We start from the raw sequence: 12,982 nt of genomic DNA on the forward strand, positions 1-12,982 counted from the left end.
TTATTATAACGGCAAAAAAACACGAATTCACACAAAAGTCAGTCACGGAAATAAAGAAATCAGTGACAAATTGATTGATCATATGGCAAATCAACTATTCCTGACCAAATCGCAGTTTAAGGATGTGGTGGATTGTCCTTTAAAAGAAGAGGACCTAATTAATATTTACTCCGAACAGGGGCTTCTCTAATTTGTTATAATGGCCGCCTCTTCTCACGAAAACCCCTTATCCAGCGTCTTTTGGCTCTCAACGTCCAGGCCGGTGACATAGACCGACGTGCCCTCCTGCTGGTACTTGTCGATGACCCGTGCTATCGCCTCGACGGCGGAGTGATCCCAGATGTGGGAGTGGAGGAAGTTGATTTCAATGTTTTCGGGGTCGCCGGCATAGTCGAAGAGGTCGATGAATGCGGTCATGGTACCGAAGAAGAGCTGTCCGTGGACCGTGTACACCTTCACGCCGTCCTCCCGCATATCGGCGGACACCGATATCACCGACATCTTGTACGCCATTGCAAGGGCGGCGAGCACCACGCCCGCGAGGACGCCCTTGGCGAGGTCATGGGTGTAGACGACGATGGCGATGGTCGCAACCATCACGAATGCATCGCTCTTGGGGATTTTCGCGATATCCCGAACCGAATCCCACTCGAATGTCCCGATGGCGACCATGATCATCACCCCGACGAGGGCCGCCATGGGGATCTGTTCCACCAGGTCGCCGAGCACGATGATCAAAAAGATCAGGAACAGCCCGGCCGTCATCGATGAGAGTCGCCCCCGGCCCCCGGATGTCACGTTGATGACCGACTGGCCAATCATCGCGCATCCGGCCATGCCGCCGAAACAACCGGCGACACAGTTTGCAATGCCCTGCCCCTTCACCTCGCGGTTCCTGTCGCTTCGGGTGTCGGTCATCTCGTCGATGATGGATGCGGTCAGGAGGGATTCGAGGAGTCCCACGATGACGAGCGTCACCGAGTAGGGAAGGATGATCAGCAGGGTGTCGAGGGTCAGGGGCACCATGGGAAGGTGAAATGCCGGAAGGGCCCGGGTGATGCCGCCAAGGTCACCGACGCTCAGCACATTCAGCCCTGTCCCTATCGCAACCGCTGTCATCACGACGATGGCAACGAGGGGGGCCGGCACCACGCGGGTGAAGCGGGGCAGGAGGAGGATCATCCCGATCGTCGCCGCCGCCATCGCATACACCGGAAGGGAGGCGCCGAGGAGGAAGGGTACCTGGGCAAGGAAGATCAGGATCGCCAGTGAATTGACAAAGCCGAGCACGACCGAATACGGGATGAACGAGATGAACCGCCCGACCTTCAGGAGGCCGAGGCCGAACTGAAGCATGCCGGTCAGGATGGTGGCGGCAAGGAGATACTCGAGCCCGAAGTCCCTCACGAGAACGACCATCACAAGTGCCATCGACCCCGTTGCGGCGGAGATCATACCCGGACGTCCGCCCGCAACCGAGATGACCACGGCGATGCAGAAGGAGGCGTACAGGCCCACCATCGGATCGACGCCTGCAATGATGGAGAATGCGATGGCCTCGGGAATCAGTGCAAGAGCAACGGTAATGCCGGCAAGGATGTCAGCCCTCGTATTTGAAAACCATTCCTCTCTGATCTGTTGCGCGTTCAAGTAGTTGTTCTCCCGTTGTGTGAAATAGTGGAATATTTGATGTATTTTTTGTAAATATCGGATAATTTGCAATATTTTTTATAATGAATACTGATCGCGGATGTGGGAGAATCTCCGGAATTATTGAGCGATTATTTAAAGAGACTCTCTGGTGCGATTATTTACTTCTGTCAATACATGTCGCCGTGGGGATGGTTAATAATTCCGCACACTGCCTGTGTCGGCCTGTACAGGAACATCGGACAACGTGGTGTATCCACGGTCTGTATGGTTCCAAAGAACCGGTACCGGCAGGAATGAATCAGGGATTGGCGTCCGGGAATCGTGCAGGGGTGGATGGGCTTTTTCACCTTGGAGCATCGTCGTGCCATGGAGCGCATCGGGCCCATGTGCCGGATCGCTATCCCTTTATACCCCGTAAATCAGATTCTATCGCGAATTTGTGGAGGGCCATACACCAGTGAAGACGGGGTGGCGTATGGCCGGCCGCAAGAGATCATCCCTGTGGGGATTCCCGTGGGTTTCTCACCACCGGCAGGGCATGCCGGACGTGGTGGAATTTCCTGAAGGGGTGGCACCGGAGTAATACTGACATGTACAAAAATATCCTGCTTGCAACGGACGGGTCGGAAAATGCACGACGTGCGGCCGGGGAGGCGGCGGGTTTTGCCAGGGAGGGATCCTCCCATGTGACCATGGTCCATATCAAAAATTCTCCTCCTTCCCAGTCACGGATGGTGAAGGCAAATTTTGATGTCCACTCCATTCTGGAAGAGGATGCAAAATCCGAGATAAAAAACACCATCGATATCTTTGAAAAGGAGGGTCTGCCCTATACCCTGAAGGTGGCGATAGGCGATCCCGCGGCGGAAATATTTGAGATTGCCGCAAAGGAACAAGCCGACCTGATCATCATCGGGAGCCGGGGGCTTGGTGCGATCAAAGGTGTCTTCCTGGGAAGTGTCAGCCAGAAGGTCGCCCAGCATGCACCATGCCCGGTGCTGATTGTAAAATAATATTTTTTTTTTAAATTTGCTGATGCGATCGGAGGGTGGGGAGCACATCCTCATCCCCCCACTCGTCTCACTCCTCCCTTCTGACCACCAGCACGGGCTGCTTTGCCGTCCGGATCACCTTCTCGGAGACGGAGCCCAGAAGAGCGCTTGTGATGTTGGAGCGGCCGTGGGAGCCCACCACGATGAGGGATGCGTCCCGTGCGTCGGCGATCTTTACGATCTCCTTGGCGGGAACGCCGCTGATGATGATCGGTTCGACCTCGAGGCCCACCTCCTCGAGCATGGCCATCAGCTCCTGCATCTTCTCGCGGGCGTGGCGGATGATGCGAGCGTTCAGGTCGCCCTCATAGCGGCCCTCGTCGTCGATAAAACCGGAGGGTTCGCTGATGACGACACCGGTCTCGATGGTGTCGAGGACGAAGACGGCGATGACCTTTTTGCATCCGGCCTGGCGCAGGCGCCGGACGTAGTCCTGGGCCCTGACGGAGGTCTCGGAGAAGTCGGTTGCAAGGACGATGGTCTCAAAGAGCGGCATGATGTTCTCTTTTCCCTGATTTTAGATAAATGTGCTTCTTTTCTCGCTTAGAATCGCTCTATATGCGACAAATCCTTTTGCCGCCTCTTCCTCATGCCGGCATTTCGGCGGTTGTTGTCCCCCTCTCCTCACGCATACCCCGAGATTTCGTAATCAATCTCGGTCGACTTCTCGGCACACTCCTTGCCGTGGACGAGCACCTCCTCGATGCGTTTTTTGAGGATGGCGGGATAGACGGCGCCCACGAGGTCCTGGACCGGTTTTCCGCCGCAGAAGAACTTGAAGGTGGGCGTCGACATCACCCCGTACCGCTCTCCTATCCATGCACTCTCGGCGAGATTGATGCGGGCAAAGACGACCTTTCCTGCAAATTCGCCGGAGAATTCGCGGAAATACGGCTCCATCGTCCGGCAGTGTGGACAGGTGGGGGTGTAAAACATCACGATGACGGGGATGGTGCTCTTCTCTACCGTCTGTTCCCATGTTAGATCGTTTGCCTCGATGACGCCGTTTCCATTCATGTCCACCCACTTCCTGAGGCAATACTTTCCGTGTGACAAAAAAAGGTTTGTGGGGGACGGCGCTCGCGTGGAAATGAATCCGATATCGCATCATTGCGCCCGAAACACTACGTGATGGGTGATGATGTCCAAAAAAGTGAATAGAGGTGAACCCCGGGGAGCCGGCCCATGCCTGTTCTGCCGGCCCCCCGTTGTTGTCTGCGAGACACTGCTGGTTGGAAACGTTGGTCTCGTGAAGGTGGTGTGATCTCTGTTGTTCATTTGCCGGACGGGGCGGGTTGGGGGTCTGCCCCGGCCTGCTGATGGGGGTTTTCTGATCTGACCGGACGTCCAGAGCGGAGAGCTGGGCGTCCTTTGTGGTGGTTGGTGCATTCCTGCTGCAGGTGATTTTGGGCCATGTCCGGCGTCGGGAGACGGACCGGATATGCCCGGGAACTGCCTGCATGAAGGATCTGTTCTGTTTTGTGTCGAAACCCGTTCGGGCAAAAGGGGGCCTTTGCCCTCCCGGGCCTCTGATCATACCGTCGGCACGAAGAGGGATAAATGGATAAAATGGCGTGGCGACCATGATGCAACCGGGAGGTTGCACGATGGTGCCGTGCGTTTCCGGCATATCATTGTACGGAGAAGTATTCGCCATGCATGCAATCCGGGCAGTGGCATGGAATTCCCTAAAAAGCGTACCGAGCGGCCGGGATGCCGCAGGGGTAATTTTCTGGTCGGTCCGTCTCCTTCCGGGAATGCGAAAGAAGCAGTGGTAAATGATTTGGAGACGGGGTCCGTGTTCGTTCCGGCATCCCTGCCTCGCCGGTGAAGGAATAAAAAAATGGGGGGGGTGGCGGATGCCACCATCCCTGCTGTCCGTCGGGACAACAGGTTTCTGAGATGGTCTCTACCTCGGAGGGTGTTGGTGTGGTTACGGAGGTATTCCTCGAAATGGTTCGCGATCCCTACTCGGTTGCTGTGGCGCCATGCCTGAATCCAGCACCGGCACCGTCGGGTCTGTTCTCCTGCATGAAGGTGCGGACGGCTTCCCTGTCGCCGTTCTCAAGAGCTGTCTCGAGGTCGGTGGTGTCGATGCCGTTCTCCTGCATCATGTGGATCATCTCCCGGATCTGTTCTTCGTTCATCTGGCGTTCGCCGCTTGGTGCGTCGGGTCTGTTCTCCTGCATGAAGGCGCGGACGGCTTCCCTGTCGCCGTTCTCAAGAGCGGTCTCGAGGTCGGTGGTGTCGATGCCGTTCTCCGCCATCTTATGAAGGGCAGCCTGCATCCTCTCGGCGTCACAGGTTCCATCCTGACAGGTGGCGTTCTTTGCCATGCTTCCGCGTCCCGTTCCGTCACCCATGGCAAACGGTGCTGCCACGGCGGCGCAGACACAGAGGACGGCAAGGCCGGTCACTGCGAGTACTAGTTTTCTGCTGGTCTTCATTTCTCATCTCCTGTTCGGTCGGGTCCGGGGGGGACGGTGTTCCCGCCTCGCCGAACCTCTGGGTATGAGGTGCACCCGGTGGGGAATAAATGCGTAAAATAGGGGGGATGTCATGGTGCAACCATGCAGTTGCACGATGGCACCCCCGGGAGATTATTCGGCCCGGAGGGCCTCGATCGGGTCGAGGTTCGACGCCCGCCATGCGGGGTACACCCCTGAGATGATGCAGATGACGGCGCCCACGATCATCCCCTCGGGGACATTCACGAGACTGTCGAGGGCGAAGAAGTACTCCGTTGTCCCCACCATCCCGAAGACGACCACATAGCCGATCACGAGGGAGAGGGCGGCGCCGATGCCGGCACCTACGATGCCGATGATCGCTGCCTCGTAGATGAACATCCGCAGGATTTCGCCCTTCTGCGTCCCGATGCTGCGGAGGATGCCGATCTCGCGGACCCGTTCGGTAACCGACATCATCATCACATTGAAGATGGAGACCGCCGCCACGAGAAGCGAGATGCCCGCGATGGCAAGGGCAAAGGTCGTGATCGTGCCAAGGGTCGAGGAGATCGTATCGAGCATCCGGCTGGAGTCCTGAATCGAAACTTCATCGTCCTTCTTGTTGAGCGATTCATCAATGCTCTCGGAAATGGCATCGATCTCGTCGATGTCGTCGACGACCACGTTCACCTGCGCATACTCGTCCTCCCCGCCGTAGCGCCCGGTGAAGAACTTCTCGGTCGTAATGATCGCACTGTCGGAGTTGATGTCCATCGACATCCCGCGTTCCTCGAGGATGCCGGTTACGCGGACGGTCGTCGCTCCGTCCTCGTCATCCTCGTCACCGATGGAAATCTTGCTTCCGACCTCGATGCCGTAGCGCTCGACCATGTCCGGCCCGATGACGACCTGCGACGTCGTCGAGGGGAAACTGCCCTCGGCGAGGGTGAGAATCTCCGTCATCGCGTCATCGTCCATCGCGTAGATGGTGGTGCGGCCGTTGCTGTCGCCCGTCTCGATGCTATCGCTCTCCGAATAGAGGGAATAGACATACGATGAGCCCGCGGCCTTCCGGATGTCGTCGAACTGGTCGTCCGAGATGTAGTCGTCATCGTCGTCGCTACTTCCGCCGCCGCCCGGCATGCCGAAGCTCCCGCCTCCCCCGCTATCCGGTTTTACCACGAGGACATTTGCCGTTGCCGAGAGCTCTTCCGTGACCGAGAGGGTCATATTGGCAGAGATCATGCCGATAGATGCGATCGCGACGACGCCGATGACAATGCCCAGTGCCGCAAGCACCGATCGCAGGAGGTTCAGGCGCACGCTGCGCATCGAGAGCTGGAAGATGATGTCGGGTTTCTTCATGCAATCCTCCCGTCCTCAATCAGGATCGTCCGGTCGGCGTACCCGGCCGTTCCCGCGTCATGGGTCACCATGATCACGGTTCGCCCCTGCCGGTTGAGCGTTGCGAGCATCTCCATGATCTGGGTGCTCGTCTTCGAGTCGAGGTTGCCCGTCGGCTCGTCGCAGAGGAGGATCGCCGGTTCGTTCACGAGCGCACGGGCGACGGCCACCCGCTGCTGCTGGCCGCCGGAGAGCTCAGCCGGCCGGTGTTCGGCAAGCGCCGCGTCGATGCCCACCGAATCGAGAAGGGCCTGCACCCGGCCGGACGTGTCATACGTCCGGTCTTTGAGGACGAGGGGGTACTCGACGTTCTCGTAGGCCGTCAGCAGGGGGATCAGGTTGAACTTCTGGAAGATGTAGCCGATCGAGTCGCGCCGGAGCGCCGTGAGGTCATGGTCGCTGAGCGTGCCGATGTCCTGCCCCTCGATGCGGACGGTCCCTGACGTCGGGACGTCGAGGCAGCCGATCTGGTTCATCAGGGTCGATTTCCCCGACCCGGACGGCCCCATGATGGCGACGAACTCCCCCTTCCTGATGGTCAGGGTGACCCCGTCGAGGGCGTGGACGTCCCCGGAGAGGAGGGGGTATGTCTTTCGCACCTCCTCGAGTGCGATAACCGGTGTGGAGGACATGTCTGGTTCCCCCCTCACTTCTTTTTCTGCAGGCGTGCCTGGATGGCATCACGTCCCCGTGCGAGGTACCCCGTCTTCCAGGCAATGAGACCACCGGCGATGATCAGGATCCCGAGGATGATGGGGATGACGGGAATCCGGGCAAAGCCGCTGCCCATGGAGCCGAGCGGGTTTCGGTTGCCGCCGGGTCCGCCGGCGGGCATCTGGGGTGATGTCGTCTCGCCATCGCCGTCGGCTGCTGCAACCGCATTTCCGCCGCTTACGTAGAACGTCTCCTCGTAGATGTTGCCGTCCTCATCCTTGTACGTGACCAGCACCGGGACTTCTCCGGCACCCTGCATCGTATAGGTCACCTCGAATCCGGAGAAGTCGTCGGGCTCAAGGGCGCCGATGACGGCAACGGGGTTCGGGTTCGTCGCAACGGCGGGGCTTCCCACCGTCACCATGACGGAGTAGGCCTCCTCGAGGCCGGCGTTCGTCACGTCACCGGAGACCGTTGCGGTCCCGCCGGAGGAGCTGACTGCGACCTCGTTTACCACGAGGTCGGCGCTTGTCTTGTCCGTCCCGAAGGTCATGGGAATCGAGACGGTGGTGCTGTGCTCGTTGACGCCGTTTTTGTAGCTGATCTCAAAGGTGAGATCCCCCTCCTCGAGGGGTGTGATGGCAAAGGCGACCTCGGCGGATTCGTCCTTCTCCAGATTGCCCACGAAGTAGCTGGTCCGGTCGCTCTTTACGCTGTCCGTCACCGGGGTGATGGTGATCGCGCTCAGTTCACCGTCGCGGGGGTTGCCCACGAGGACGGTGATATCCTCGGTCTTCCCCCCGGTGAAGGTCTCGGGGACTCCGAGGAGGGAGACCTGCGGGCAGGTGTCGTCCACGATCACCGGGATGGAGGTGCGCATGGACCCCGCCGAGGTATAGTCGAGGTAGAAGGACGGGTAGAAGATCCCCTCGGCCGCCTTCGCCTTCACGGTGAAGGTGAACTCCATGTCGTTGCCCGCCCCGATGTCGCCGACGGTGTCGTAGGCGTTGTCATTGACGACGGCAAGGTCGCTCGTGTAGAGCTTCGCCCGGTCGATGGAGACGCTCTCGTCCCCGGTGTTCGTAATCTCGACGGTGATAAATCCCTGGTCCCCGGGCATCAGCGTCTCGGGGGTTTTGGTGATCCCGGTCACCGCAATCTGGGACGCCGCGTCCGATTCGCCGTCGGTCGCCGCGGCCGCTATGCCGCAGAGGGCCGCAAGGACCAGGAGTGCAATACATATTCGTTGGTTCATATCTCTGCCTCTGTAAAGATGCAGGGAACCCTCTCACGCAAACGGGTATATATGCAGAAAATAGGGGGAGTGGTATGATGCAACCGCGAGGTTTCACAGGGCCGCGGATACCATGCGCATTGCCTCTTCGAGCGCCGCCGCCGAGGGGAAGCGCCCCTCCTTCTCCTTTGCGAGGCAGCGCATCACGATATCGTCCCAGGGGGCCGCCGCCGGGACCAGTGACGAGGGAGGTGCCGGTGTCTCGGCGAGAATGGCATCCGTCATCTCCCCCAGTCCGCCGTCCCCGAAGGGGCGCCGGCCGGTGAGGAGTTCGTAGAAGACGACGCCTGTCTGGTAGATGTCCGTCCGGGTGTCGGCCTCGCCGAACCGCCGCGGGGCGATCTGCTCGGGTGCCGCGTACTGGATCGAGAAGCCCACGATGGAGGACTCATGCCCGTCGCCCATCACGGTCCCCAGCCCCCAGTCGGTGATCCGGGCCGACCCGTCCTCTGCGAGGAGGATGTTATGCGGCTTGATGTCGCGGTGGATGATGCCGCGGTCGTGGGCATAGGCAAGGCCGCGAACGATGTCGGTGACGATCGCCGCCGCCTCACCGGGGGGGAGCGGCAGGGTGACTCCGGCAAGGGAGCGGGACACATACTCCATCTCCACATAGGGGACGGGCAGGATATTGACCGAGCAGAGGCGGACGATGTTCGGGTGGACGAGCCCCTCCCAGAGTTTCATCTCCTTTAAAAATATCCGCCCGGTCGTCTCATCGAAGCTGATGGGAACCTTGACGGCAACGACAGCCCCGTCGGACCTGCGGACCGCCCGGAAGACCCGGGCGAGCCCTCCCTTGCCGATGAACGTCACGTCGCGGTACCGGTCCGCAAGGCTTGCAGGGAAGTACACGTCACGCAGCTGCGTGTCCATGATCCGCGTTTCGTCGAAGGGATCACCTTCATGGGCAATGCGGGTGCGCTCGTCCGTGTCTTCCGGGGCGCCGGGTGCCACGATGCGGGAGCGGTGGTAGAGGCCGAGGGCGAGGGCGGCGATGGCAAGTCCCAGGCTGAGAGGGACGCCCGGCCCGGCGCCGGCCCTGCCGGCAAGGAGCAGTGCCGCCGAGGCCACCGCCATGATGCCCGCTGCGATGAGAAATGCGGCGAGGAGATACCGGGGCGTCCGCTCCGTCGCCGTGGATGCCGCAAGGAAGATCGCAACCATCGAGAGGAAGGCCAGTCCTGCGATGAGAGGATTTGCGCCGGGCACCACACCAAGGACTATGAGGGCCTGGAATCCGGTCACAAATATTGCGGAACTGCAGAGGACGGCAAGAATGGTGTACCCCGCCGTCAGGATGAGCGTGGCAGAACCCCTGCGGTCAAGGACGCTCCGGGTGCGGGTACGCCGGTCGGCAACCGTAAGTCCCCCGGCAATTGCGAGGGATACGAGAAAGGCGGCGACATTCCAGAGCAGGCTTTCCGGTTCGCCCGGAAAAGTGAAGGGGGGGCCGCCGTTCGTTCCATTGACGCCGGGCCGCTGTCCCGGTCCCTGCATATCCACGGGGATCCCGGAAGCAGAGGTGACGGTATATGCATCAATACCTGCGATGAGGGGAGCGTCATCCTCGACTGTGACAGCGCCGGTGAGCTCATCCAGAAGGTCGAGGGGCCGCCGGTTGAACGGGTATTCTCCCCCTTCGTCCTCCCATGCCCTGAACTGGTCCTTGGAAGGTGACGGGACGATATAGGGCTCATCCCCGATACCGTCGCCGTCGGTGTCGGTTCCTGCATACCCGCTCCAGCTGTTGCCCACCTGCCCCTCGAACGTGGAGCCTTCATACTGGTAGGTGATCGCAGGCGATGTCCACGTCGTTCCCGGGGATGAAGAGACCGCGCCCAATATGGTGGCAAATTCGTTGTAATAGACCGTTGTTCCGTCGGACTCGCTGATCTGGATGCCGATACGCTGCCCCTCGATGAGGTTTCCCGTCACCCGGGTCAGGTCGGCGTCATAGATGCAGATGCCGACGCTGGTGCCGGGAGAGGCGGTCGCGATCGTCGTGCCGGTGATGATGTTTCTGTCCGAATGCACGAAGATCCCGCAGGGGACGGTTCCGGTGATGACCAGCCCGTCGACGGTCGTCCCCCCCGCCTTAAGGACGATGGCAGCCTCGCCTTCCGTTGCGACGATCACGGGGAGCCCTCCCCCGGTATCCGTGCCTAGAATCGTCACCGGGACGTCGGTGGTGAGGGATTCCTCATAGGTGCCGCTTGCCACCGTGATTGTGTCTCCCGGCGCGGCATCCGCGAGTGCGGCGGAGATGGTGGCGTAGCCATCCTCACCGACCTGCAGGGATGCAGCGCCTGCAATACAGCAGCACACTCCTGCGACGATCAAAAGGGCGGCAATGAGGAGCCATCCGGGGCGGATTTCTCCCGTGATGTGTGTTCTCCTGTACGGACCATCGGTCCTTCGGTCGTTCATAGGCACGTCTTCTCTCTAATCGTCGGCGTCGTCGTCCTCCTCGGCAACGGTGAAGAGGAACCGGACCCCGCGGGGGCCGCGGGCGAGGTCGATGATGTCGCCTGCCATGAGCCGTACCTCCTTCCCCTGCTCGCAGGGGGTGTCGTTGACCGCGGTGCCGCCGGTGCTCCCTTTGTCGATGATGTACCACGCGCCGTCATGGGAGGTGATCGCGGCGTGGGGGCGGGATATACGCGTAACAAGGTCGAATTCACGGGAGACGACGATGGCGGCATCGCCGGTGAGGGCTCCCGGCGGAGCGTACCGGACGGGTGCCGCACCGTTCTCCGCCGGCAGGGATCCCAGCCGTTTCTCCTCGCGCCCGATACGGGTTGCCGCCTCCTCGAGGGGAAAGGTCTTCCCGTCCGCCGGGCCGCCGAGGACGAAGAGGACCGGCGTCTCGCCTGCATATTCGCGGGAGACCATCCTGCGCGCCTCCTCCACCTTGTCCGCAAGTTCGCTCCCCTCGATATGGACGTCAAGGTTGGAGAAGAACCCGAGATTGCGGATGATCTCCTCGATGCCGCCCGGCCGGGTGGTGTACTTCCAGACCGGCAGGGAGCCCCGCGAGGTGGCCCGCCCGAATCCCGCCTCCTTCGTGATGATCCCGGCGTTGAGCATCTTCTCGAGGTGCTTTTTGGTGTTCACATAGGAGGTGCCGATGGCGGCGGCGATCTCGCGGGCCTCCATCGGGGCGTGCTCGACAATCTTGAGGATGCGCAGGCGCACCGGGTTGGAAAGGACGTTGAGGTACTCGGAGAGATCTTCGTAGTACTCGGGATCTTCGGTCATCACCACGGTCTCTGCGTTGCTGTAATCTTCCCTGTCTGTCATCTCCATCACTCCGTTTGCTCTGAGGAACCGTCGTTTCGCACCCGGACGACGATGAGCGTGATGTTGTCGGTCGAGGTCCGGGCAGCCTCTTCCATGAGGAGCCGTGCCGCCTCTGCCGCGTTCATCGCCGCCCCCGCCGCGGTCATCGCGTCACGGGAGACGTAGTCGTGCAGACCATCCGATGAGAGAACGAGGGTGTCGCCGGGATGGATGACGTGCGTCCGGCAGTCGGCCACAAAGTCCGCCCCCAGCGAATGGGTGATGATATTTCCCATCGGGTGGGAAGCGGCCTCCTCCCGGGAGATCACCCCACGGTCCACCAGCCGTTGCACAAAGGAGTGATCGCGGGTGAGCGGACAGACCGCCCCGTTTCGTATCAGGGTGCATCGGGAGTCTCCCGTATTGCAGAGGGTGACCTCCCGGCCGCAAAACCAGGCGGAGACAAGGGTCGTCCCCATCCCTGCACGCCGGCCGGTGGCCTGTTCCAGAACCGCCTCATGGGCGAGGGCATGGCCCCGCCGGAGTACATCCCCTGCCGTCTCCGCTCCGCTGGAAAGATCCGCGTCACGGACCGTCTCACCGAGAATGCGAATGGCAAGCGCGGATGCCACGTCCCCTGCCGCGTGGCCGCCGATACCGTCGGCAACGGCGCAGACCAGCCCGTCGCCTGCCGGGGCGGCGCACCAGGCATCCTCGTTGACGGGCCTGACCCCGGCAATGGAGATGGCGCTGCAGTCAAATCGTCTGCCGGTTGTTGTATTCTCTCTCATCTGTCCGACTCGTAGTTAAGGAGGAGATTGGTCTTCACCGGTAATAAATGTGGGAAATGGCACCGGTTGCATACAGGCATGACGGCGGGTGACTTCCCTGTCTGTTCCGCCTCTTCTCTTTCGGCGGCATGATAACGGCAATGCAGGCTCTCCGGGAAAAAGCGATGTCCCTGCGGGGACGAAAAAATGTTCATTCTTCCGGAAAGACGGCATTCAGTTTCTGCATGAATGCCCTGTCCGAGAAGACATGGGCGCACTGCTCGGCGAATATCGTTTCGAGCGATGACAGGTCATCCTCGGATATCGTGGCCATGTATCTGATGCGCCGGGTAAAAACATCGGCTACGTCTGTGCTCATAAGCCCCCAATGTATAGGGTCGCGTGTTTGTATTTATATTTTTT

12 protein-coding genes are annotated in these 12,982 nt (G+C 60.4%); 1 reads left to right on the forward strand and 11 read right to left on the reverse strand.

Annotated features, from left to right (window positions below; translation table 11 throughout):
• Nucleotides 1-213: 213 nt before the first annotated feature.
• Entirely contained in the window at nucleotides 214-1,650 is a 1,437-nt protein-coding gene (locus AZH53_RS09050; protein WP_319643193.1) for a SulP family inorganic anion transporter, read from the reverse strand.
• A gap of 593 nt (nucleotides 1,651-2,243) precedes the next feature.
• Here AZH53_RS09050 and AZH53_RS09055 point away from each other — a divergent pair.
• Nucleotides 2,244-2,666 carry a universal stress protein gene (locus tag AZH53_RS09055; protein ID WP_319643194.1) on the forward strand — a complete coding sequence of 141 codons (423 nt, stop codon included), beginning with the start codon at nucleotides 2,244-2,246 and terminating at the stop codon, nucleotides 2,664-2,666.
• A 67-nt stretch (nucleotides 2,667-2,733) separates the two neighbouring features.
• Here the strand turns inward: AZH53_RS09055 and AZH53_RS09060 are convergent, their stop codons facing one another.
• The 10 genes from AZH53_RS09060 to AZH53_RS09105 form a co-directional block, all read right to left on the reverse strand.
• Nucleotides 2,734-3,201, reverse strand: a complete 468-nt coding sequence (locus AZH53_RS09060) for a universal stress protein (protein ID WP_319643195.1) — start codon at nucleotides 3,199-3,201, stop codon at nucleotides 2,734-2,736.
• Nucleotides 3,202-3,329: 128 nt separating this feature from the next.
• The gene (locus AZH53_RS09065) at nucleotides 3,330-3,722 is read right to left on the reverse strand and encodes a thioredoxin family protein (RefSeq protein ID WP_319643196.1); all 393 of its coding nucleotides are present in this window, start codon (nucleotides 3,720-3,722) and stop codon (nucleotides 3,330-3,332) included.
• A gap of 950 nt (nucleotides 3,723-4,672) precedes the next feature.
• Complete coding sequence (locus AZH53_RS09070) at nucleotides 4,673-5,152, reverse strand: hypothetical protein (RefSeq protein ID WP_319643197.1); 480 nt, start codon at nucleotides 5,150-5,152, stop codon at nucleotides 4,673-4,675.
• A 153-nt stretch (nucleotides 5,153-5,305) separates the two neighbouring features.
• Nucleotides 5,306-6,520: an ABC transporter permease gene (locus tag AZH53_RS09075; RefSeq protein WP_319643198.1), complete on the reverse strand. Its 1,215-nt coding sequence runs from the start codon at nucleotides 6,518-6,520 to the stop codon at nucleotides 5,306-5,308.
• Nucleotides 6,517-7,191, reverse strand: coding sequence for an ABC transporter ATP-binding protein (locus AZH53_RS09080; protein ID WP_319643199.1), 675 nt, complete (start codon nucleotides 7,189-7,191; stop codon nucleotides 6,517-6,519). The genes AZH53_RS09075 and AZH53_RS09080 overlap by 4 nt, the downstream gene beginning before the upstream one ends.
• Before the next feature lie 14 nt (nucleotides 7,192-7,205).
• Entirely contained in the window at nucleotides 7,206-8,468 is a 1,263-nt protein-coding gene (locus tag AZH53_RS09085) for a COG1361 S-layer family protein (RefSeq protein ID WP_319643200.1), read from the reverse strand.
• Nucleotides 8,469-8,561: 93 nt separating this feature from the next.
• The gene (locus tag AZH53_RS09090; protein ID WP_319643201.1) at nucleotides 8,562-10,937 is read right to left on the reverse strand and encodes a protein kinase domain-containing protein; all 2,376 of its coding nucleotides are present in this window, start codon (nucleotides 10,935-10,937) and stop codon (nucleotides 8,562-8,564) included.
• Nucleotides 10,938-10,952: 15 nt separating this feature from the next.
• The gene (locus AZH53_RS09095; protein WP_319643202.1) at nucleotides 10,953-11,810 is read right to left on the reverse strand and encodes an FHA domain-containing protein; all 858 of its coding nucleotides are present in this window, start codon (nucleotides 11,808-11,810) and stop codon (nucleotides 10,953-10,955) included.
• 5 nt (nucleotides 11,811-11,815) lie between these two features.
• A complete protein-coding gene (locus AZH53_RS09100; protein WP_319643203.1) occupies nucleotides 11,816-12,580 on the reverse strand; it encodes a PP2C family protein-serine/threonine phosphatase in 765 nt (254 codons plus the stop codon).
• Nucleotides 12,581-12,770: 190 nt separating this feature from the next.
• Entirely contained in the window at nucleotides 12,771-12,938 is a 168-nt protein-coding gene (locus AZH53_RS09105) for a hypothetical protein (protein WP_319643204.1), read from the reverse strand.
• Nucleotides 12,939-12,982 lie beyond the last annotated feature (44 nt).

The organism is Methanovulcanius yangii, assembly GCF_018687785.1.
GTDB classification, from domain to species: Archaea; Halobacteriota; Methanomicrobia; order Methanomicrobiales; family Methanomicrobiaceae; genus Methanovulcanius; species Methanovulcanius yangii.

Coding starts and splice junctions, on each gene's coding strand:
- AZH53_RS09075 (WP_319643198.1), bottom strand. CDS start 6,520: ATGAAGAAACCCGACATCATCTTCCAGCTCTCGATGCGCAGCGTGCGC.
- AZH53_RS09055 (WP_319643194.1), top strand. CDS start 2,244: ATGTACAAAAATATCCTGCTTGCAACGGACGGGTCGGAAAATGCACGA.
- AZH53_RS09060 (WP_319643195.1), bottom strand. CDS start 3,201: ATGCCGCTCTTTGAGACCATCGTCCTTGCAACCGACTTCTCCGAGACC.
- AZH53_RS09090 (WP_319643201.1), bottom strand. CDS start 10,937: ATGAACGACCGAAGGACCGATGGTCCGTACAGGAGAACACACATCACG.
- AZH53_RS09095 (WP_319643202.1), bottom strand. CDS start 11,810: ATGACAGACAGGGAAGATTACAGCAACGCAGAGACCGTGGTGATGACC.
- AZH53_RS09100 (WP_319643203.1), bottom strand. CDS start 12,580: ATGAGAGAGAATACAACAACCGGCAGACGATTTGACTGCAGCGCCATC.
- AZH53_RS09070 (WP_319643197.1), bottom strand. CDS start 5,152: ATGAAGACCAGCAGAAAACTAGTACTCGCAGTGACCGGCCTTGCCGTC.
- AZH53_RS09105 (WP_319643204.1), bottom strand. CDS start 12,938: ATGAGCACAGACGTAGCCGATGTTTTTACCCGGCGCATCAGATACATG.
- AZH53_RS09080 (WP_319643199.1), bottom strand. CDS start 7,191: ATGTCCTCCACACCGGTTATCGCACTCGAGGAGGTGCGAAAGACATAC.
- AZH53_RS09085 (WP_319643200.1), bottom strand. CDS start 8,468: ATGAACCAACGAATATGTATTGCACTCCTGGTCCTTGCGGCCCTCTGC.
- AZH53_RS09065 (WP_319643196.1), bottom strand. CDS start 3,722: ATGAATGGAAACGGCGTCATCGAGGCAAACGATCTAACATGGGAACAG.